The following is a 21,139-nucleotide window of genomic DNA, read 5'->3' on the forward strand; positions in this document are numbered from 1 at the left end:
TTTACCTTATCTGCAACTACTTCTACTATACTTCACCCACACCTATTTCGCAAGACGGATCATATTCCAGCTGTGTTTTGTAAATACTGCTTCCAGTTTTCCGCCGTCCAGCTTTGAGCATTCTGCACTGGCTTTTACAGGAACTACATTCTCGGGCTGCGCCTCTGTATTAACTGCCTGAAGATTATCGTTATTCAGCACGATATGCTCTATGATCTTATACCCCTCAAACTGTCTTAAATCACAGGAAACTTCCATATCCTCATCCAGACTCTTATTCACCGCAAAGATCGTCAGTGTATCCTTTTCCTCATTCCAGACGCACACCGAATCCAGATATGGAGCCTCTCCATAAGTCTTGCTCTCATATATAGGTGTAAGAACCTGTGTATTAAGGACGGTTCCTCTTCCAAACACACTTGTCAGCATATACGGATAAAAGATCGTCTGACGCCATGCGCCTGTATCGGATGTCATGATCGGCGCAATAACATTTACCAGCTGTGCCATGCAGGCGATCTTTACACGATCTGCATGACGGAGAAGTGTGATCAGCATACTTCCCACAAGAAGTGCATCCTCAAAGTTATAAACATCCTCCAGCTGATGGGGCGCCTGTACCCATTTTTCCAGCTTCTTATCCTGTTCATTGCTGTGGTACCATACATTCCACTCATCAAAGGAAAGATTTATCTGTTTTTTTCCATGCTTCTTTGCTTTTACAGCATCGCAGATGGAAACCACTCCTGAGATAAAATCATCCATGCCCTTGGAGCTTGCCAGAAAATCGGCAGTGTCTCCCGCTGCATTTCCATAATACTGATGCAGGGAAAGATAATCCACCTGATCGTAAGCCTCGTCAAGAACCGTATACTCCCAGGAGCCAAAGGTAGGCATTTCCAGATTGGAGCTTCCGCATGCAACAGTCTCAACCTCCGGATCCATAAATTTCATCAGGCGGGCAGTCTCTGCTGCAACTCTTCCGTACTCTGCCGCAGTTTTATGTCCCATCTGCCACGGACCATCCATCTCGTTTCCGAGACACCATAATTTGATATCATGCGGCTGTTCATAGCCGTGAGCCTTACGGAGATCACTGTAATAGGTACCACCCTTAAAGTTACAGTATTCCAGAAGATTTTTCGCATCCTCCGGTCCTCTTGTTCCCAGGTTCACCGCCATCATCACATCACTGCCGGCTTTTCTGGACCAGTCCACAAACTCATTGAGTCCAAACTGGTTTGTCTCGATGACACCCCAGGCCAGTTCCGGTCTGGACGGACGCTGAGCTTTCGGCCCGACACTATCCTCCCAGCGGAATCCAGATACAAAATTTCCGCCCGGATAACGGACAATCGGAACCTGAAGCTCTTTTACCAGCTCCAGAGTATCCTTCCGGAATCCCTGCTCATCAGAAAGAGGGCTGCCTTCCTGATAAATCCCCTCATAAACCGCACGTCCGAGATGTTCTATAAAGGAACCATAGATCCTTTTGTCTGTTTTTCCGGTGAGGAAATATTTGTCCACGATGATCTGCGCTTTTTTCATTGTAAAAATCCTCCTGTAAATTATTATTTTCTGCTGCTACCGCATTTAGCTCTGTTTCCGATTCCGCCATATACCGGCTCTTACGCCTCTGTTCGCTCACACACTCTCAGCGGAAATCAACCGTTTCTATGTTTCATTTTACCATCCTGTTCTATCCATACCAGTGATTATCTTCCGAAATAGTTGACTTTTTTTCCGGTAAGATTTATCGTAAAGACAGTCTTACCAGACGGACGTCCCTCTGTTACTTTACTTTATACTTCCAGACAGAAAGTTCTTTACAATGCCACAGTCGGATTGTCTGATCTACGTAATGAAAGGAGCGCAGCATTTCCATGGATTTTACCTTAAATTTCTGCGAATACAACCGTTCCAACTCCGATTATGACAGGATTTTCCGTCCGGAGGGAAGCGGTGATTATCTTTTTCTTTTATTTAAAACACCAATGAAGGTTTATCTGGGCGGTCAGCTTACTGTCACCCGGGAAAATGCCTGTATCTTTTATACTCCGGGAAATCCCCAGCATTATCAGGCTGTACGAAAATTTCGGAACAGTTATGTCCATTTTTCCTGCGGAGAAAATCTGGCAAAACGGTTCGGACTTCCCTGCAACGAGATTTTTTACCCTAATGACTGCCAGGAGATCGATCGCTGTATCCGGAAACTGCAGCATGAATATCTGTCCAGAGAAGATTTTTCCCGGGATTATGAATATGCTCTGCTCTGCCAGCTGATGATCACTGCCACACGGGAACTCCGTAGTACAGATACCGGCAGTTCTTCCGACTCGGAGCTATACAGCCTGTTCCAGAAGATCCGCCTGGAAATGCTCACCAATTACGAAAAGCCATGGACAACAGAAAAACTCTGCGCCATGGCTAATCTCGAAAAAAGTCAGTTTTATTCCTGCTACCGGAATTTTTTTGACAGCACGCCCCATGCTGACCTGAACCAGCTACGTCTGGAAAAAGCAAAAAATCTGCTTACCAATGAGGCTCTGCCGGTTCAGCAGGTGGCTCTGCTATGTGGATTTTCCAATCTGTCGCACTTCAGCCGGTATTTCCGGAAGAACTGTGGCTGTTCACCCAGTGAGTGGACGCGCCGCCCCTGACCAAAAGGATATTCACACTCTGCATCCACTGCGCAGGCAGCTTGTCTGATCTGATCACCGTGCTGCAGTACACTTCTCATAAGCAAACAGTGCCGCACCAAGCGCACCGCAAAGCTGTGCCTCATCGCAGATATAAAGCTTCGCACCCAGCTTCTCCTCCAGTGCCTGGATGATACCTTTATTTCTGGCAACACCACCGGTCATCATATATTCACCCGGATTCTTTTTGCCAAGGCGGGCTGCAAGAGCTCCTACCTTGGAGGCAACGGATACATTCAGACCGTGGATGATATCTGCAACATCCTTATTCTGGGCAACCAGGGAAACCACCTCGGACTCTGCAAATACAGTACACATGCTTGAGATCACTACGTTCTCTTTCCACTCCAAGCCACGGGTACTCATCTCCTCCAGGGAAAGTCCAAGAGTACGGGCCATCATTTCCAGGAAGCGTCCGGTTCCTGCTGCACATTTATCGTTCATCAGGAAATTTTTTACCGCACCGTTCTCGTCAATGCTGATCGCCTTGATATCCTGACCGCCGATGTCGATAACTGTACGCACATTCGGATTCAGATAATGGGCTCCCTTTGCGTGACAGGTAATCTCTGTGATACTGTCATCACCACTGTCAATATAGGCACGTCCATATCCGGTAGTAACGATACGCACGATATCTTCTTTCCTGATCCCTGCTTTTTCCACTGCCATCTCCAGGCTCTTCTCTGCGCTCATCATAGCGCCGCCGCCTGTGGGGATGATCATGGTCGATTTAATTTTTCCGTCTTTATCCAGGATCACAACATCCGTACTTGTGGAACCGCTGTCGATCCCTGCCACATAATAAACTCCTGATTCCATTTTTTTCCTTATCTCCTCGCTAATTCCTTTTGATGGGTCCATATCCTCAGAGCCTTCCAGAGTCTCCGCAAAAGCCTGTACTCTGGTAAGGAGCTGTCCTGCACTCTGGCTTGTAAAATCTGTCTCGATCTTCAGAAGCGGAACCTTGATATCACGCTTGATGCTTGCATACTCAAATCCGTAATAGTCGCAGAATTTAATAGTATGATAAATGATTCCCCTCAGGTTCGGATCCAGATACAGCCGGTTTCTTCGGGTGCTGTTGTTCATACGGAAGCAGGGCATCTGGGAAAGAAGTGCATCCGCATAAGCCAGGAACATAGCATCGTCTTCCATTTTTTCCAGTTCTTCACGGATCACTGCAAGACGTCTTCCACCTGTACAGGTCAGGTTTTCCACATCCATGCGGATGTTATCCCGGATCATTTTTTCCAGGACACCGCTGACACGGACACCCAGAACGCCGATATATGGCTGGTTATCCACATCTTCATGGGAAAAAGCGTTCAGAAATCCACTTTTATCGAAGGTTTTCCCCGAAAATTTTTCGTAAGCTTTCTTAAGACGGTGGATACCCTGGGCAAGCTTCACCTTTTCACAGTCATTATCCTCATGAGGCATGTCCAGCATGTACAGAAATTTACATTTACCGGTACTTTCCACAATGTCGTACACACGGCGCATGGAATCACAGCAGTTAACAAGAACAAGCTGCTCCACCTTTCCCTCCAGCACTGCCTGGATCACAGATTTTCCGAAGCCGCAGAGATTGGCATGGGCAATCTGGTCCGAAAGTTCAAAATTCTCCGGCATTTCCTCAAGAACCGCACATTCCTCGCCAAAGCCCTTAAACAACTCCAGCGGTGTATATTTACAGACGTAATGTATCATGACCGTTTTTCCTCCTTACCTTCTGACAACATTTCCAGATATGCCTGAAGTCGTGTGGATACCTGGCCGTCACTGGAATTGGCCGGGTTGCAGCCGTCACCGTCCAGGACCATGGTTGGAAGTCCTGCATTTTCCAGAGAATTTTTGATCAGGCTGGAAGCTCCGATGGTTCCCTTGCAACCCCAGTGTGCAAAAAGGATCCCGCCGTCTGCCTCTGTAAGATCCGCCAGCTCCTGGGCGCGCCGGATCCTCTGCTTCACACTTCCGTTGTAAATGCAGTTGACCATTTTTTCCGCAAGAGCCTCATAAGGATCCGAGGCCTGCATCCGCTGAAAGCCGTCTGCGACAAAATCACAGGCACTGATGTGCACGTTCTGGCTGTAATTAAATACATCCTTTACCGGCTCCTGCAAAAACGGCATCATATGCATCCACAAAATGTGAAGCCCTTCCCCCTTTGGCGCCTTCTTCACATCCTCAAGAAGCATTTTTGTGTATTTCAGGGATTCCTCTGAGCCAGCCAGAAGATGGCACATAAAGATCGCATACAGCTCATTTGTCAGGGAAGTCACCGGATCGTGATCCTTTCTGAGGGCAAGCTGGCGGCTGTAATAGGAGGCCGCTTCATTGCTGTTGGCAACTGCACGCTGTACCGACTGCTCGGAGATTTTTTTCCCTGTGACATCCTCCAGAAATTTCTTCATCTCGCGGAGCTGATCTGCAACATAGCTGATGGAATCCTGATTTTTTTCATAGGGTACGTCGATATAAAAGCCCGGGATCTGATATTTCTGTTTCAGATAAGGAAACGTCATCATGTTTCCATCGCAGGCAAGGTTTGTGTAGATGGTACATTTGGGCTTCGGTACCAGTCCTGTCATGGACGCTCCCAGAAAAACTCTGTGATAGGAGCACATGGTTTCCGGAAAGCCCTCTGATTCCGTCTGTGCCAGAAATGCCTGCTCGCATCTGGTTCCGGCGATGAAGCAGGACATTGCCTCCACGGAATAGGGAGTGATCCCTGCTGCTGTCAGAAGTTCTCCCGGTACAAAAATACTCACAAGAGCAGTATCGTCCGGTTTTGCAAGGGCTTTGATAATATTCTGCATAACTACACGGGCTACATACTGTCCCGAAGCCGGAAGCTTCCTGTCAGGAAAAAGCTGCAGACGTTTTTCCTGAAGCCGATATCCAGTGAGAAGAAGTTTTCGTGCTTTTTCCGGGTTCCTGATGGATTCCTCTCCCACCATATCCCCAAATTTCTTTATAATATCCACTCTGTCACACCCTCCATCAAGTCAAAAAATCTATTATAAGTCTGTCAGACGCTTACCCGAAATTTTGTCTCGGACAAAATCCTGTAGCATTATCATCGTCTGGATGGTATAAAGATTCTACCTGTCAGACCAATATTTTTATTATAAAGATATTTTTTTCAAATGTAAACACGCCAATTTTTACAAATTTGAAGCCTTTTGCACATATCAAAACATCAAAATGCAGATTTTCCCCAAAACTCTCATTCCTTTTCGTGGAAAACCTGCATTTATCTTATCACTTTATTTCTGCTCTGTTTTTTCCGTTACTCTATGTCACATCTGATGACGTACCACCTTATATTCATCTCCGGAACGATAATACGGACATTCCTTGTAATCACTGCTCACAAAACGATAATATTCATCCTCATCCAGATTGACATCACAGTAATATTCGTCACACTCTTCATCATATGTATAGTTTGCACAGTATTCGCAGCTGGTTCCCTTCATGTTTGTTTCTCCTCTCTTTGCAGGAAAGTATTTCTCCCTGCTGTTCTCCTGATTATATAATAAAAAAAGGAAGAATTCCATTACTGAAATCCTCCCTTTTTTTATATATCAGAACATTCCGTTCGCAGTCTTATATTTGTAAAGCATCTCCGCATGATTCTGCTCTTCCACCTGGATATCTGCCAGAAGCTTCCTCACACCACTGTCTTCAAAAGCAAAAACCTCCGAGTTGTATTCTCCGGAAATCAGCTTTTCTGTTCCGATACAGTCTGTTGCAAGAAAAGCATCGTGTTCCTTATCCTCTGAGGACATCACAGATGTGTAAGTAGTCTTTGGCTGGTAATCACGGCCGTCACTGTCATTACAGTTTACCTGTGGAACTGTGCCGGAAAGCACCTGGCTCAGGGAATCGTAATGCTCCTGCTCTTTTTTCTGAAGAGTCTGAAATAAGCTTTTAAGCTCCGGATCCCTGGCCTGCTGTGCGTATTTTCCGTATTTTTCAATGCAGCTTTTTTCCTGTGTCTGAAGATCCTGGATCACTGTGCGTTCTTTTTCCTTTAATATCATTATGATCATCCTTTCTTTTGATAATAATGATAGTATGGTTTGGAAACGCGATTTTATTCATATTTTACGCAGTCAGGATCTCCATCAGTGCTCCGTAAAGATCCTTTTCCAGTTCCATAGACTGAAGCTCCGACAGAAGAACCGGCAGCTTCTTTCCGGCTGTGATCAGCTGATATAATCTGTCCTTCAGCACAAAACCGATCTCTGCCTGGTTCAGGAAATCAAAGATACGTTTCTCTATACGATTATCCGCTACCTCTCCTGCGAGAATGATCTGCACCTCTGCCGCTGTATCTGCTGCCACTTCCACACAGATCTTCTGAAGCTTCTCCTCATATTTTACAGCAGCCTCAGCATCTGCTCCGTTAACCAGAACCTTCACAGTATCTGTGCCTGTTTTCGCAAAATTACAGAACTCCACGGTATAAGCTCTCTTTGCCGGGATCAGCTCTGTTTTTCCCTGTGCGGGATGAATGGTAAACACTCCCTGATTCTTTTCCTTATAATCCATTTCCGTAAATACACAGGCACCATTTTCGTAAGCACAGGTTTCGTTGTCATCCTCATACAATCTGAAGCTTCCGTCAGCACTCGGGAATACCCGGATATTCAGGCTTTCCGGATTCTTTTCCGCCTCTGTTCCACGGATCTCATCGGTCATCACCAGAATGCCGCCTGCTTTTGCAAGAACCGGGATACTGTCCAGAGTACGGTACATATCCACCATTCGTCCACCCTCATAGCGCAGACCTGTGTAAATATCATACCATACCCCATCCGGCAGCCATACTGCCGTCTTTGCTACATTAAGGCCTTTTACTCTCGGTGTTGTCACAGCCGCTACCATCAGCTGGTCTCCGAAAAAGTACTGATTTTTTACCGCATATGCCTCCGGTGCCTCCGGATATTCGTAATACATCGGCTCCACCAGAGGAAGATCTTCCTGATAGCTTCTGTAGTTCATTGTATAAAGATACGGCATCATTCTGTGACGCTCACGGAGAGCTTCTTCCATGACAACCTCTGTCTCCTTTTTGAAACGCCACGGCTCTTTTCCGTTGAAGTCACTGCATGAACTGTGGAGACGCATGATCGGAGAAAAGATACCGTACTGTGTCCAGCGGGCAGTCATCTCGTCATCCTTATATCCAAGCATATGTCCACCGATATCATGACTCCACCATCCATAACCGATGTTGGAGGCTGTGGATGTAAAGTATGGCTGAAAATCAAGGGAATCCCAGGTAATATGAGTATCTCCGGAAAATCCTATCGGGTATCTGTGACTTCCGGGACCTGCATATCTGGAAAAGGTCATGGGACGTTTTCCGTTTCTGGCGCTGTCCAGGAAATGGAAGTGATTGAATATCCAAAGAGGATCAAGACCCTCGATCTTACAATTGCTTCCCTGCTGCCAGTCGATCCACCAGAAATCCACACCTTCTTCCTCTCTCGGATGATGAAGATATTTGAAATAGGCTTCTATAAATTTCGGACTTGCCGGATCGCATACTACCGGATCTTCATTTTCATAATCCACACCCATAGCCTTTGCCATGTCCTCATACATTTCTTCACAGCCCTGTACGCCGTCTGCAGGATGTACATTTAATGTGGTACGCATTCCTCTTTTATGTAAACCATCCAGAAAACGCTTCGGGTCCGGGAAGAGCTCCTTATTCCAGGTATATCCGGTCCAGCCACTTCCGTATTTCGGGTCAACATCGGTCACATGCCAGTCCATATCAATGACTGCAACCGTAAATGGGATATTTTTTTCCTGGAATTTATCCATCAGCTCATTGTAGCTTTCTTCAGAATATTTATAATATCTGCTCCACCAGTTTCCGAGAGCAAACCTTGGAAGCATCGGTGTTTTTCCGCAGAGTCTGTAAAAATCATGAAGTGCTTCTTTGTAGTCATGTCCGTATCCGAAGAAGTACAGATCCTTGATGCCCTTTCTTCTTGGCTCAATCCAGCCGTCCGGCAAAAGCACCTGCGACCTGCTGTCGTCCACCAGAGAATATCCGAACCTGGAAAGAATACCATGCTCCAGCTCTGTAGCTCCGTTCACCATATCCAATGTTCTGGCAGTTCCCTTCAGATCATGGATCTCTTCTCCATAGTGCCAGATGCTGTGATAGGCACTTAGGTTTCCTTTTACCTGAATACTTAATCCCCAGCTGGTAAATTCCTTCTCATTGTAAATAAGGTGGATTCTTTTCGTATGGACCTCGATCCCATCCTCTGTACGCACTACACGATAGTCCGTTTTCGGAAAATCCCTAAAAAACACCATCTGCGTGGGGCGATCCTCAAATACGCCCTCCTCATCATACTCCAGACGGATCAGTCCCTCTGTGAGAAACGTAATCCTGTATTTATCCCCTGTGATCATATTTTCACTTAACGCCAAAGGATGTGTTTCTACTTTATATATGTCCTGCATTTATGTTCCTCCGTTTATTATCTGTATGTCATCATCCCTTTACAGCAGAAGCTGCAATTCCGGCGATAAACTGTTTCTGGAAGAACAGATAGATCAGAAGTACCGGGATGATAGAAATGGCAGTTGCTGCAAACAGTGCACCATAATCTGTGGAATACTGTCCGTTAAACATCTTAAGACCAACGGCAAGAAGCTGTTTGTCTTTGTTTGTAATTACCAGGTATGGCCACAGGAAATCCTCCCATGCCCAAAGGAACTGGAAGATCGCAATACTGAAGATTCCGTTTTTTGACATCGGTAATACGATCTTGTGGAAAATATAAAACTCATTGGCTCCGTCAATTCTTGCCGCCTCCAGGATCTCATCCGGAAGTGCGGAGATATGCTGCTTCATCATGAAGATTCCGAAGCCGCTGAACATAGCCGGGATGATCAGTGCTTTGTAGCTGTCCATCCAGCCAAATGCCTGGATCATGGAATACTTCGGGATAATGGTAACACACCACGGGATCATCATAGTAGAAAGTACGAATCCGAAAAGAATATTTCTTCCTTTAAATTTGTATTTACTCAGTACAAAACCACAGATAGTACTTGTATAAATTACGATCAGAGTGATCACTACCGTAATAACAATACTGTTTAAAAAGAAACGGACAAAATTAAAATGTGCGTTCATATTGATGTAGTTATCAATGATGAATTTCTGCGGAAGGAGATGCTGCTCCAGAGCCATGATCTCCTGATTTTCCTTGAAGGATGAAAAAATCATCCATACAAAAGGATATACGGTAACCACTCCAAGGATCAGAAGGAGTGCATTTAAAGCAATACTACTGACTTTTCTTTTCATGAATGTTTTCCTCCTTTAATCTTCTGTTCCGGAAACACGGAATGATAACCAGGTAAATACTGCTGTGATAACGAACAATACAAAGGACAGTGCAGATGCATATCCGAAGTTGTATTTTACAAACGCTTCATCATAGATGATGTAGGACGCAAGGTAAGTTGCTGTTCCGGGGCCACCTTCCGTCATGATCAGGATCTGAACATATGCCTGAAGGTAGGAAATAATAGAAGTGATGATAACGAACAGTGTCATAGGCTTCAGCAGCGGAAGTGTGATGTAACGGAACGTCTGCCATGCGTTGGCGCCATCTACTTTTGCGGCCTCAAGAGCATCTGTCGGAAGAGAATAGAGACCTGCCATGTACATAACAACTGCGTATCCGAAATCCTTCCAGATGGTCATGATCATAATTGCAAGAAGGGCAGTTTTCGGATTCATCAGCCAGTTTACATCCAGTCCAAAAATCTGATTGATAGTACCGATCTGCGGATTGTACATAAATTTCCATACAAAGGCTACGGCTACCATAGGAGTTACAACCGGCATATAATATACAGCTCTGAAAAAGCTTTTATATTTTATCAATGTGGAATAGATCGCATAGGCGATTCCAAGTCCAAGACCTACACGAAAGAAAATAACTACTGCAGAGAAGATCACTGTGTTCAGCATGGATTTTCCAAACAGAGCACTGGTAAATACTTCCTTATAATTCTCAAGTCCCAGGAACCGGTAAGTACCGCTTAACGGGTTCCACTCATGAAAGCTTCCTGCAAAAGCGATTCCAATAGGTACGATCAGAAATACCGTGAAGAAGATCACCATTGCCAGAACAACGATATTTCTCAAAATGATCTCGCTTTTGCTCTGCAGCGGATTTGTTTTTTTAAACATCAATGCATCCTCCTTATCTTTTCGATACACATCTTTTTGCTGAGAAAGGCGCACCCTTTTCCAAGTGCGCCTTTCTGCTCTGATACCTGCGGATTGCTCACGGCATCTTTTTATTTTGCATACTCATAAAGGTTTTCTACAGATTTGAATGTACTGTTCTTCATATCCTTTGTGATGTTGGCTTCTGCCTCGTCCAGGGCAGTATCAATGTCAACACCGTTGAAGAATACATCCTCTCCTGCTTTTTTCAGAGAAGTCTCCATAGTTGCAGGCATCGGGCCCGGCCAGATATAGTGGTCAATGTGCTCGGAAAGAACCTTCAGAGAAGGATTCTCAAGGATCTTCTCATTATCTGCCAGAGATTTCTTAGCCGGGAAGGTACTCATTGCCAGGTTAAATGCAATCTGTGCGTCATCGTTTGCCAGGAAATATTTTACGAAGTCCTGTGCAACTGCCTGCTGGTCAGCCGGAGCGTTTTTGTTTACGCCAAAGGTAGACTCACCGTTGTAACGATTGTAAGCATATGGCTCGCCGTCAAAGGTCGGGATCTCAAATACGCCAAAGTCGATGTTGCTCCATGTTGTTTTCAGAGTGTTGTAGTAGTGTCCCCACTGGATGACCATGGCTGACTGTCCCTGTCCGAAGCTGTCTGCTGCTTTCTCACCGAAGTCCTTGGAACCGATGCCATCTACGTCATACATATCTACCAGCATCTGCATTACCTTCTTCATTGCATCAGAGTTTACATTCGGAGTAACTCCGTCTTCCTTGAAGAGGTTTTCTCCCAGCTGATAATTCAGGCCAAGGAGGTAATTCTGATGGAAATCATCGTTGAAGTTCAGACCTGCCTGAACGATCTTGTCACCGTCTTTAATAGTAAGCTTCTTGGCAACCTCGATCATCTCGTCCCAGGTCTTCGGGATATCATCATCTGTCAGACCTGCTTTCTCCCACATATCTTTGTTGTAGTATACAGATCCGGTCATCATACCGTAATCAATATAGTAAACCTTTCCATCGATCACATGGGCGCTTACACCATTGAAATCTGCCTCCAGATCCTCTGTGGGAATATCAAGAGGCGCCATGTAATTGATCAGGTTCTCATGGTAGCTGTTATGTACGTTGAAAATAGCCGGTCCGTTGTTTCCATCCAGTGCAAGAGGAAGCTTTGTCCAGTAATCCTCCCATGGATTATCAACAAGATTGATAGTTACATTTGGATGAATTGCTGTGTATCCGTCGATGATCTGCTGGAACAGCTCGTCACTGCCCCACTCCCAAAGCTCTACGGTGATGTCTTTTCCGTCATTGATCTCCACGCTGGGGTCATATTTGAGCGTATCTCCGAAAGGCTCTGTAGGTGCTTCTACCTTGGCTTCGGATTTGCTGTCACTTCCGGCAGAACTTCCTGTACTGCCACATCCTGTAAATGCAGTTACAACCATTGCTGCAGCAACTACCGCTGCAAAAACTCTCTTTTTCATGCATTACCTCTTTCTTTCCGGTATTTTCCTGTTTTTTGACTACGTTTTCCGTTCCTTTTAGTTTAGCGCTAAATCTATTGTTAATCTATCACGCGCATATAGATTCGTCAATATAATTTTATTATTTCGTCGATTTTTCTAGTATTTATATGAGTTTTTTGTGCATTTTTCATATTCCAAGGCTGCATTTTTTTATTTTCCCGCAATCATACATTGATTTTTTCACTATGTTGGACTATAATATATATAGTTTATAAACCGTTTTTTTCGAACATTTATATTTCGTGTTTAAACCTTGTAAACCTGTAATAATGTAATAAGAGGATACATGAATTCTGGATTTTTCATTGTATTTTTATTTTTACCTGAGAAATGTGTCAGAATTTTATATATATATGTATGACAGCAGTTTCCTTCCCGGAAACTGCTATGGAAGAACAGAGGTGTGTAGTATGACATTAAAAGATATCGCAGACCTGGCCGGTGTCAGTATGATGACCGTCTCCAATGTGATCAACGGCAAAACCAGCCGCGTTTCCCAGAAAACCAGAGACAAGGTCAATGCGATCATAGAAGAATACGGATATGTTCCCAACCTGAATGCCCGGAGCTTATCCAATAAAAAATCCCATATCATCGGCATCATCATTTCCCTCGATGAAAAAGATGTGCTCCTGGGAACCAACTATTTTGAGAACCCTTATGTCAGCACCATGGTCGGTGCTATCGAAAGAGAGCTGCAGAAGAATGAATATTTCACCATGATCCGCTCTGTATCAAAAAATGCGGACATCATTTCTCTTCTGAAGAATTGGAATGTAGACGGAATCATCATTCTTTATCCTGCCGCCGGCGAATACATGGCAAGGCTGATGGATTCTGCCACCTGCCCCATCGCCACCTTTGACTGTGAACTGGAACACCCCAATCTTATCAATATCACTTCCAATGATGAGAAGGGTCTTTACCTTTCCACAAAATATATGATCAATCACGGTCATTCCGCCATTGCCTTTGTGGCCGATTACAAAAACAACCACGTTCTTACCAGCCGTTTCAATGGCTATAAACGGGCGCTGGAGGAGAACCATATTACTTTTAACCCGGATTATGTTTATGAGTACTCTCCTTCCTATGAGGGCGGTATCCAGGCCGGCCGTGAGATCGCATCCAACAGCTCTCCAGTTACCGCTGCGGTAACTACGGCGGATATCTGTGCTATCGGAATTATGGAGGGTGCCCGCCTGGGCGGCTACCGCATTCCTGTGGATCTTTCTGTGATCGGATATGATAACCTGACTCTCTGCCAGTACACCCTGCCAAAACTGACTTCGGTTTCCCAGAACATCCCCCAGAAGGCAAAGCTGGCCACCAGCCTTCTTCTGGAAAAGATCCGCACCGGCTCTGTCAGCTCCTCCTGCCAGTCTGCCCTGGATGTTGAGATCGTGGACAGGCAGTCGGTGATCTCTTTGTATTAAGTACAGGGATTCTACCTCTTATTTTTTGATGTTGGATCCCTGTTACTGTTCACCGATAATGTTCTGCGAAGTGTTTTTGTGAACTCAGCATCTGAACCCCCAAAGGTATCTGTTCATGAACCAGGATCAAATCAAAAAATCCCGGAACTGCTGCAGTGCTTCTGATTGCCAGCACTGGCACAGCTCCGGGATTTCCGTTACAGCCCCTCCCGATACACGCTGTTGATCGTAGCCTGGGCGTGCTCCAGCTCTTTCTTCCGGATGATGGATTCCCGGTCACTTAAGATCGCCAGCATCTCATCGATCACATCCTCCACTCTGGGACTTGTCACCCTGTATAAATACCCCAGCATCCGTGTAGCTGTGTAATCGGTATTCATATGTTTGTAGGCGATTTCCCGGCACAGCTCATCGGGATAGCCCTTATCCTGAAGCGCTCTGTAAAGCTCATCTGTTCTTGTATCTGCCATATCCTCCTGAAATTCCTTTCCTGTTTTTATTATAACTTCGCCAGGCGGATATTCGCGATCCGCTTTCGCTGGTTCCATTCATATTCAGTACAATAAATCGAACCTTTACCTTCCACTTTGCTACATGATCACAAACGCGACCGCTTCACGATTTATCATCCTCATCCATGTCAGTTTCTTTACCAGTCTTATATATCTCCCGGATTCCCCGGAGCAATGTTACAAAAATCCCTGCGATCAGTATCCACACCGGCCACATAGGTGCCGTTCCCAGATTCCCGCTGATCCCGGCATAAAGACATATTCCAATGGATAACAGCTTGATCACAGACATCATTTTTGACGCGATCTCAAAGATATGCTCTCTGTTCTCCTCTGTCACCTCAACCGGATAATTCCACCACTGTGGAAATCTCTGACAGAACATCAGAAGTGCCAGGATCAACAGCCCCAAAATCGGCTCCAGAAGAAGGCTCCCCTTCTTCCCATACCGGTCCGGGATCCCATGAACATTAAAATGTATCGGCACCCTCTCCGGCAGATTTCCCCAGGTGGCCACAAGATACATCACGTACCCAAGGATCATCAGAAAGCAGAGCACATCTGTAATATTCCGCAGTTTTTTCTCAGACATTATCCATCCCCCTTTCATTGCAAAATAAACTCGTCTGTAAATTAAATACTCTCTTTCCTATATTTTACACACAAATTGCCTTCCTGTAAAAGTATTTTACAAAAAAACACCTATTATAATCATATCTGTGCACACTAACAATTGCATATGAAATTTTTATATGATAAACTAGACATGTTGTCCAAAAACATATTTAAGAAAGGGAAAGAAATATGTTAGAAAAAATCTTCAAGCTGTCCGCAAATAAAACGGACGCTAAAACAGAGGTTCTGGCAGGTATCACCACCTTCATGACAATGGCGTATATCCTGGCAGTTAACCCGAACATCCTGTCCGCGACCGGCATGGATTCCGGAGCTGTATTCACAGCTACCGCACTGGCAGCCTTCCTTGGAACACTGCTGATGGCGATCTTCGCCAACTACCCGTTCGCACTGGCACCCGGAATGGGTCTGAACGCATACTTTGCCTATACAGTCGTTATCGGTATGGGATACAGCTGGCAGTATGCACTGACCGCAGTTTTTGCAGAAGGTATCGTATTTATCGTTCTTTCACTTACCAATGTACGTGAAGCAATCTTCAACGCGATCCCTCTGAACCTGAAATCCGCAGTCAGCGTTGGTATCGGTCTTTTCATCGCATTTGTAGGATTACAGAATGCCAATATCGTGATCGGCGGCTCCACTCTGCTGCAGCTTTTCTCTGTAGATGGCTATAACGCAGCCAAGGGTGTGGAGGCATCCTTCAACAACGTCGGGATCACCGTTATCCTGGCTCTGATCGGTATCATCGTAACCGGAATCCTGGTTGTTAAGAATGTAAAGGGAAATATCCTCTGGGGTATCCTGATCACATGGGGACTTGGAATCATCTGTCAGTTCGCCGGACTTTATGTTCCGAACCCGGAAATCGGCTTCTACAGCCTGCTTCCGGATTTCAGCAATGGACTCTCTATCCCGAGTCTTGCTCCGATCTTTGCGAAGCTGCAGTTTGACGGAGTTTTCTCACTGGATTTCCTTGTTATCCTGTTTGCATTTTTATTTGTAGATCTTTTTGATACTCTCGGAACTCTCGTTGGTGTATCCTCCAAGGCCGGTATGCTGGATAAGAATGGAAAGCTCCCTCACATCAAGGGTGCCCTTCTTGCAGATGCTGTTGCAACAACTGCAGGTGCTGTTCTCGGTACATCCACAACTACTACTTTCGTAGAAAGTGCTTCTGGTGTATCCGAGGGCGGAAGAACCGGACTTACTGCAGTGACAACTGCCATCTTATTTGGCCTGTCCCTGTTCCTGTCACCGATCTTCCTGGCAATTCCGTCCTTTGCCACAGCTCCGGCTCTGGTGATCGTTGGTCTGTACATGCTCAGCAATGTTATCAGCATTGATTTCAGCGATATGTCCGAGGCGATCCCATGTTATGTATGTATCATCGCAATGCCGTTCTTCTACAGCATTTCCGAAGGTATCTCCATGGGAATTATCACATACGTAGCCATCAACCTGATCACAGGTAAGGCAAAAGAAAAGAAGATCAGCGCTCTGATGTATGTACTGGCAGTGCTGTTTATCCTGAAATATATTTTCCTGTAAAATATGGTAAAAAATTCCCGGGAGGTTTATCCCGGGAGTTTTTTATTTCTTCGGCTGATACCGCATATTCGACACATTATAAACCGTAATAAAAGCCTTCGGGTCCTCCTGGTTTATAAACTTCATCAGCTTCTGATATTCACCTTTATCTACAATGGTTATGATCTCATGGCGTTTTTCCATTTTATAGGCTCCGATGGCTTCATAGATCGTGGCTCCGCTGTGCAGGTCGTGAATGATAAACTGCCTCAGCTCCTCTTCCTTTTTCGTGATGATGCAGACACGCCGCTTGATATTATTGTCAAAAATAAAATGATCCAGAACGATTCCGTTAAAATACGTTCCCAGAATACTTAAGACCACCGTCTTTTTATCATACACAAGCGCCGCGGAAAGTGCCACGCACATACCGGAAAGAGACATGGCTTTTCCAAGTTCCATGTGGAGATACTTATTCATGATCTTCGCCACGATATCCAGTCCGCCTGAGGATGCATTCCTGTTAAAAAGAATGCTAAGTCCCACACTCACTACCAGAATATAACACAGAACATCCAGTTCCTGACTGTCTGTCATGGAACCGAAATTTGGAAAAATGATCTCAAACAATCCCAGAAACAACGGCAGCATCACACTGGTATAAACCGTCTTAACTCCAAACTCTCTTCCACAGGTAAAAAATCCGATGATCAACAATACCACATTCAGAATCATGGTAATAGCCGACAGCTGCAGCGGCACAAAGTTGGAAAGCACGATTCCAAGACCGGAAATACTGCTGACCGACGTATGGCTTGGCACCAGGAAAAAATATACCGCTGCTGCAATGATCGCCACTGCCGCGGTGAGGATCGCGGTTTCCTTAACGATATCCGCATAATTCAGTTTCTTTTTCATGATTTCAGATACTCTTCCCATTCTTTTTCTTTAGCGCCCACCAGCACCTTGTCTTCCCCAACAAGGATTGGTCGTTTCACAAGCATCCCGTCTGTTGCAAGAAGCGCAAGCTGCTCTTCCTCACTCATCTCCGGAAGTTTATCTTTCAGTTTCATCTCTTTATAAATATTTCCACTGGTATTGAAGAAACGCTTCAGCGGAAGACCGCTTTTTTCCCACCAGGCTTTCAATTCCTCTGCAGTTGGATTGTCCGTCTTAATATCACGCAACGTATATTCCACATTGCTCTCATCCAGCCATTTCTGAGCCTTTTTACAGGTACTGCATTTTGGATAGCATACAAATAACATGTTGTGTCCCTCCTGTTCTTCAGCAGTAAATAAATTCACTGCTGTCTGTTTTTGTCGCCTGCAGCACAGAATTTTTATAGAACTTTTTTTACTGTACTGTCCAGGTTTTATTTTAACATAGACGATGCAGTATTTCTATCCTGTATCTGCCCATCTTCCTGCATTTGCCTGGTTTTGCCAGTGAACAGTACCTTTGCCTGTTTCCATTTAACCAGAGTGAATAAATCCTTTGTGAATTACAAATCTCTACCTGATTCATAAACAGAGTTTTATTCTATTGTTCCGACCATATCAGCTTCGATTCCTGTTTCATTTCGTCCACAATTTTCTCCGCTGCATCCAGATCTCCCTTTACTTCCAGCTCTGTTAATTCCAGGCTCTTCTTTCCGGCTTCCGCACTCATATAATAAACCTCTGTTACAGTTTCCGGGATGCTGTCATCTTCCGGTGATACTTCCTCTGTCTTTTTGGAAAAATCCTGAAGCAGCATGTCATCACCTTTCAGTTCCAGAGTTCCTGCATATGGCGCATCAATGGCATAGACGAACTCTGTTTTTCCATCTTCCGTGTACTGTACTTTCATTCGATTGATGAGATTATTGGAAGAATACAAACTATTGTTTTTTACGTACATCCCGCTATTTTCCAGGGTCATGTATTTTTCGTTGAAATACCAGTGGTTGTAGCCTGCTGCCGCAACGATGAGTGTCAGGATAACTGCCACTGCTGCTGTCAGCACTCTGCGTATTATTAATTTTTTCCGGATTTTTTTAAGTGCGTCTGCACTTCCGATATTTTCCGTTTCACCAGCTCTGCGTCGTGCTCCGGAGGCTGCAGATGATATCATTTGAGCCTGCTCTTTTCCCTGCTCCTCTTTCATAATCTCCAACATTTTTCTGCATTCCTTACAAGCTTCCATATGCTCTTTTACCAACGCCTGACTGTCTTCACTTAAAATGCCGTCCACATAAGATGGCATCAGATCCTGTATTACATCACATGTGATCCTCATTGCTCCAACTCCTCTCTGATCTTTACTCTTGCACGGTAATAAGTCACCCTCGCCCAGTTTTCACTTTTTCCGAAAAGCATTCCGATCTCACTAAACTTAAGCTCTCCGAAGGTCCGCAGGGAAAAAACTTCTTTATACGGTTCCGAAAGTCTATGCAGAACTTTGTGGATCTCCATAGCCTGGCTCCGCTGCGCCAGCTTTTCCTCCAGAAGCTCTCCGCCATCACTTTCTGCTTCTTCCAGCTTCTCATCCCCGAGAAGTTGCTTCTTCTGTTTTTTCAGATGATCGTACAACGTATTTTTTGCGATCTGGCAGAGCCACACACGCACATCACAGTCACCCCGGAACTGGTCTATCTTTTCCAGAGCTTTAAAAAACGTTTCCTGTGTCACTTCCTCAACCAGCGCTCCATCCTGTGAGATAGAACGGATATACCGATATACAATGTCAAAATATGTCCGGTAAAGTTCCTCTATGTTCATCGGTTTTTCTCTTTCCTCCCTTCTCACTTATAAGACGAACCCGTTTCAAAAACGTTACAGAAAATCCCGGAAAAATTTTACCCGGATTTCCAGCTCTTTCTTCCATTACAAACGAAATGCCCGATATAAAAATACCGGGCACAACATAATCAGAAACTTTTTCCTGTTCTTATCGTTATTTCTTTTTTTCGTACAAACAAGCACAATTGAACCTGTCGCTGCGCTTCTGATCAACTATACAAACGGCAGCGTCAGCTGCTCATACTCCGGTTCCTTCGCTTTCTTCCCGGAAGCTGAAGCCAAACTTTTCGACGGCCGGTATCCTTCCATCTGCCGGTCGATCCAGGTCATCAGCACATCCACAACGTATTCCTGTTCTTCGCCGGTCAGTTCACGCCCTTTTGGTATCCCGTGCCACTTCTCCAGGCAGCCACGGCAGCAACAGGCACAGGCATGCTGGGCCAGAAATACAGGATGGCCTTTCATCGGCGTCTGTTTCCCGTCATTGGGGATCACTGCAGGCGCCAGACGCATACGGATGAAATCCTGTGCATGCTTTTCTATTTTTTCTCTGCCTTTGTCTGCTGCATAAGCCTTATCTTTTTCTTTCAGATAAAAACCGCTGCGGAATTTCGACTGTGCCAGCCGGTCAAACAACTCCATGTTCCTCATAATATTTCTTCTTTTCCTCATACATAAGATCATCTGCTCTTCTCAGCATGGTCTCAAGCTCCGAAGAGCTTTCCTCCCAGACAGCGCCAACAGAAACACTGATCCTTTTAGCAGCAATGCTGTCACAGATATCCCTGACCTTACTCCGAAAAATCTTCTCATCCATGTCAAAACAGATGAGTACAAATTCATCGCCACCTACCCGGTAAGCATTCTCCGGCAGAATCGCAAGCATGGAACGCGCTGTATTTATGATCAGCCTGTCTCCGGCCTCATGTCCGTAAAGATCATTCACCCGTTTCAGACCATTGATATCAATATATGCTACTCCTGTTTTTATCACTGTTTTTGCCTGCATGCCTTCCAGAACCTGAATATACCTGTTCCTGTTATACAAGGTCGTCAGCATATCACGGTAGCTCATGTACTGCAGACGCGCCTTACGCTCCTTGGCTTTCAGGCTGTCCGGTGACATGCTCCCACCACTTAAATCTTACGATTTTGAAGTGGGGGCTTCCTGCTCGATTACCCTTTAGGGCAAAGCTAAAACAGGCTATCCCCGCGTGTCCCGCGGTTTTGTTTTTTATGTTTATCCGGTTACGGATTTTTTTCTTGTGCCGTCAGGCACATTCTTTATAGATTCTTTTTCCTTCTTCACGGATGTTGACTGCTGCATTCACATCCCGGTCCATCCTATTTCCACATTCACAAACATACATTCTGTCCGACAATGCCAGTTCCTTTTTCTTATGTCCGCATACACTGCAGATCTTACTGGATGCAAAATAACGGTCTACTTTTATAAGATGTTTTCCATATTCTTCCAGCTTGTATCCCAACATGAACAGAAACTGCCCGTACCCGTTATCCTGCACACCTTTCCCAAGGTGCAGCCCTCCGGACATTCCCTTTATATTCAGATCTTCCACACATACTGCATCATATCTTTCCGCAAGCTCCCTGCTGAGCTTATGCTGGAAATCTTTTCTCTGGTTTTTTATCTTTTCATGACATAAAGCTACTCTTTTTTTCTGTTTCTGATAGTTCCGGCTTTCTTTTTCACAGTGGGAGAGCTTTCTCTGTTCTCTTGCAAGTTTTTTCTCTGCTTTTCTGTA

The 21,139-nt window shown here is 45.0% G+C and carries 21 protein-coding genes; 3 read left to right on the plus strand and 18 right to left on the minus strand.

The features are described 5' to 3' along the window. Window positions 1–42: 42 nt before the first annotated feature. Window positions 43–1,548 carry an arabinosylfuranosidase ArfA gene (arfA, locus tag MUB50_RS02325; RefSeq protein ID WP_244789833.1) on the minus strand — a complete coding sequence of 502 codons (1,506 nt, stop codon included), beginning with the start codon at window positions 1,546–1,548 and terminating at the stop codon, window positions 43–45. A gap of 335 nt (window positions 1,549–1,883) precedes the next feature. Here arfA and MUB50_RS02330 point away from each other — a divergent pair, with 335 nt between their 5' ends. After that, window positions 1,884–2,660, plus strand: a complete 777-nt coding sequence (locus MUB50_RS02330; RefSeq protein WP_244789831.1) for a helix-turn-helix domain-containing protein — start codon at window positions 1,884–1,886, stop codon at window positions 2,658–2,660. Between the two features lie 54 nt (window positions 2,661–2,714). Here the strand turns inward: MUB50_RS02330 and MUB50_RS02335 are convergent, their stop codons facing one another. The 8 genes from MUB50_RS02335 to MUB50_RS02370 form a co-directional block, all read right to left on the minus strand. Beyond that, window positions 2,715–4,412, minus strand: coding sequence for an acyl-CoA dehydratase activase (locus MUB50_RS02335; protein WP_244789829.1), 1,698 nt, complete (start codon window positions 4,410–4,412; stop codon window positions 2,715–2,717). Next, complete coding sequence (locus MUB50_RS02340) at window positions 4,409–5,689, minus strand: 2-hydroxyacyl-CoA dehydratase subunit D (RefSeq protein WP_244789827.1); 1,281 nt, start codon at window positions 5,687–5,689, stop codon at window positions 4,409–4,411. Before MUB50_RS02340 ends, MUB50_RS02335 begins: the two co-directional genes overlap by 4 nt. Window positions 5,690–6,004: 315 nt before the next feature. Beyond that, a complete protein-coding gene (locus tag MUB50_RS02345) occupies window positions 6,005–6,184 on the minus strand; it encodes a DUF6472 family protein (RefSeq protein WP_015526328.1) in 180 nt (59 codons plus the stop codon). A 108-nt stretch (window positions 6,185–6,292) separates the two neighbouring features. Next, window positions 6,293–6,751 (minus strand): ferritin-like domain-containing protein, encoded by a 459-nt coding sequence (locus MUB50_RS02350; RefSeq protein WP_118512741.1) that lies wholly within the window; start codon window positions 6,749–6,751, stop codon window positions 6,293–6,295. Between the two features lie 64 nt (window positions 6,752–6,815). After that, on the minus strand, window positions 6,816–9,200 hold the full coding sequence (locus tag MUB50_RS02355; protein ID WP_118512742.1) for a glycoside hydrolase family 31 protein: 2,385 nt from the start codon (window positions 9,198–9,200) through the stop codon (window positions 6,816–6,818). Between the two features lie 31 nt (window positions 9,201–9,231). Further along, on the minus strand, window positions 9,232–10,053 hold the full coding sequence (locus MUB50_RS02360; protein WP_118512743.1) for a carbohydrate ABC transporter permease: 822 nt from the start codon (window positions 10,051–10,053) through the stop codon (window positions 9,232–9,234). Window positions 10,054–10,068: 15 nt separating this feature from the next. Next, a complete protein-coding gene (locus MUB50_RS02365) occupies window positions 10,069–10,947 on the minus strand; it encodes a carbohydrate ABC transporter permease (protein WP_118512744.1) in 879 nt (292 codons plus the stop codon). Between the two features lie 110 nt (window positions 10,948–11,057). After that, window positions 11,058–12,434, minus strand: coding sequence for an extracellular solute-binding protein (locus MUB50_RS02370; RefSeq protein ID WP_244789825.1), 1,377 nt, complete (start codon window positions 12,432–12,434; stop codon window positions 11,058–11,060). A 452-nt stretch (window positions 12,435–12,886) separates the two neighbouring features. Here MUB50_RS02370 and MUB50_RS02375 point away from each other — a divergent pair, with 452 nt between their 5' ends. Beyond that, window positions 12,887–13,912 (plus strand): LacI family DNA-binding transcriptional regulator, encoded by a 1,026-nt coding sequence (locus MUB50_RS02375; protein ID WP_244789823.1) that lies wholly within the window; start codon window positions 12,887–12,889, stop codon window positions 13,910–13,912. Between the two features lie 197 nt (window positions 13,913–14,109). On the opposite strand, the gene MUB50_RS02380 is transcribed toward MUB50_RS02375, so the two are convergent. Both MUB50_RS02380 and MUB50_RS02385 read right to left on the minus strand, forming a co-directional pair. After that, on the minus strand, window positions 14,110–14,382 hold the full coding sequence (locus MUB50_RS02380) for a hypothetical protein (RefSeq protein WP_138276954.1): 273 nt from the start codon (window positions 14,380–14,382) through the stop codon (window positions 14,110–14,112). A gap of 145 nt (window positions 14,383–14,527) precedes the next feature. Next, the gene (locus MUB50_RS02385) at window positions 14,528–15,016 is read right to left on the minus strand and encodes a DUF1648 domain-containing protein (RefSeq protein ID WP_244789821.1); all 489 of its coding nucleotides are present in this window, start codon (window positions 15,014–15,016) and stop codon (window positions 14,528–14,530) included. A 212-nt stretch (window positions 15,017–15,228) separates the two neighbouring features. Here MUB50_RS02385 and MUB50_RS02390 point away from each other — a divergent pair, with 212 nt between their 5' ends. Beyond that, window positions 15,229–16,611, plus strand: a complete 1,383-nt coding sequence (locus MUB50_RS02390; RefSeq protein ID WP_118623150.1) for an NCS2 family permease — start codon at window positions 15,229–15,231, stop codon at window positions 16,609–16,611. Between the two features lie 42 nt (window positions 16,612–16,653). Here the strand turns inward: MUB50_RS02390 and MUB50_RS02395 are convergent, their stop codons facing one another. The 7 genes from MUB50_RS02395 to MUB50_RS02425 form a co-directional block, all read right to left on the minus strand. Beyond that, window positions 16,654–17,508, minus strand: coding sequence for a YitT family protein (locus MUB50_RS02395; protein ID WP_244789820.1), 855 nt, complete (start codon window positions 17,506–17,508; stop codon window positions 16,654–16,656). Further along, complete coding sequence (locus MUB50_RS02400; RefSeq protein WP_118061718.1) at window positions 17,505–17,858, minus strand: arsenate reductase family protein; 354 nt, start codon at window positions 17,856–17,858, stop codon at window positions 17,505–17,507. The genes MUB50_RS02395 and MUB50_RS02400 overlap by 4 nt, the downstream gene beginning before the upstream one ends. A gap of 274 nt (window positions 17,859–18,132) precedes the next feature. Then, window positions 18,133–18,870, minus strand: a complete 738-nt coding sequence (locus MUB50_RS02405) for a zf-HC2 domain-containing protein (protein WP_244789818.1) — start codon at window positions 18,868–18,870, stop codon at window positions 18,133–18,135. Continuing rightward, the gene (locus tag MUB50_RS02410) at window positions 18,867–19,352 is read right to left on the minus strand and encodes an RNA polymerase sigma factor (protein WP_118623144.1); all 486 of its coding nucleotides are present in this window, start codon (window positions 19,350–19,352) and stop codon (window positions 18,867–18,869) included. Before MUB50_RS02410 ends, MUB50_RS02405 begins: the two co-directional genes overlap by 4 nt. Window positions 19,353–19,586: 234 nt before the next feature. Beyond that, window positions 19,587–20,024 carry a DUF4186 domain-containing protein gene (locus MUB50_RS02415; RefSeq protein WP_202030576.1) on the minus strand — a complete coding sequence of 146 codons (438 nt, stop codon included), beginning with the start codon at window positions 20,022–20,024 and terminating at the stop codon, window positions 19,587–19,589. Next, window positions 20,002–20,499, minus strand: a complete 498-nt coding sequence (locus tag MUB50_RS02420) for a GGDEF domain-containing protein (RefSeq protein ID WP_118623140.1) — start codon at window positions 20,497–20,499, stop codon at window positions 20,002–20,004. Before MUB50_RS02420 ends, MUB50_RS02415 begins: the two co-directional genes overlap by 23 nt. A gap of 145 nt (window positions 20,500–20,644) precedes the next feature. Next, the coding region (locus tag MUB50_RS02425) for an RNA-guided endonuclease InsQ/TnpB family protein (protein WP_244802489.1) at window positions 20,645–21,139 on the minus strand (495 nt) is incomplete at its 5' end.

It is taken from the genome of Blautia sp. NSJ-140 (assembly GCF_022868965.1).
Lineage (GTDB): Bacteria > Bacillota > Clostridia > Lachnospirales > Lachnospiraceae > Blautia_A.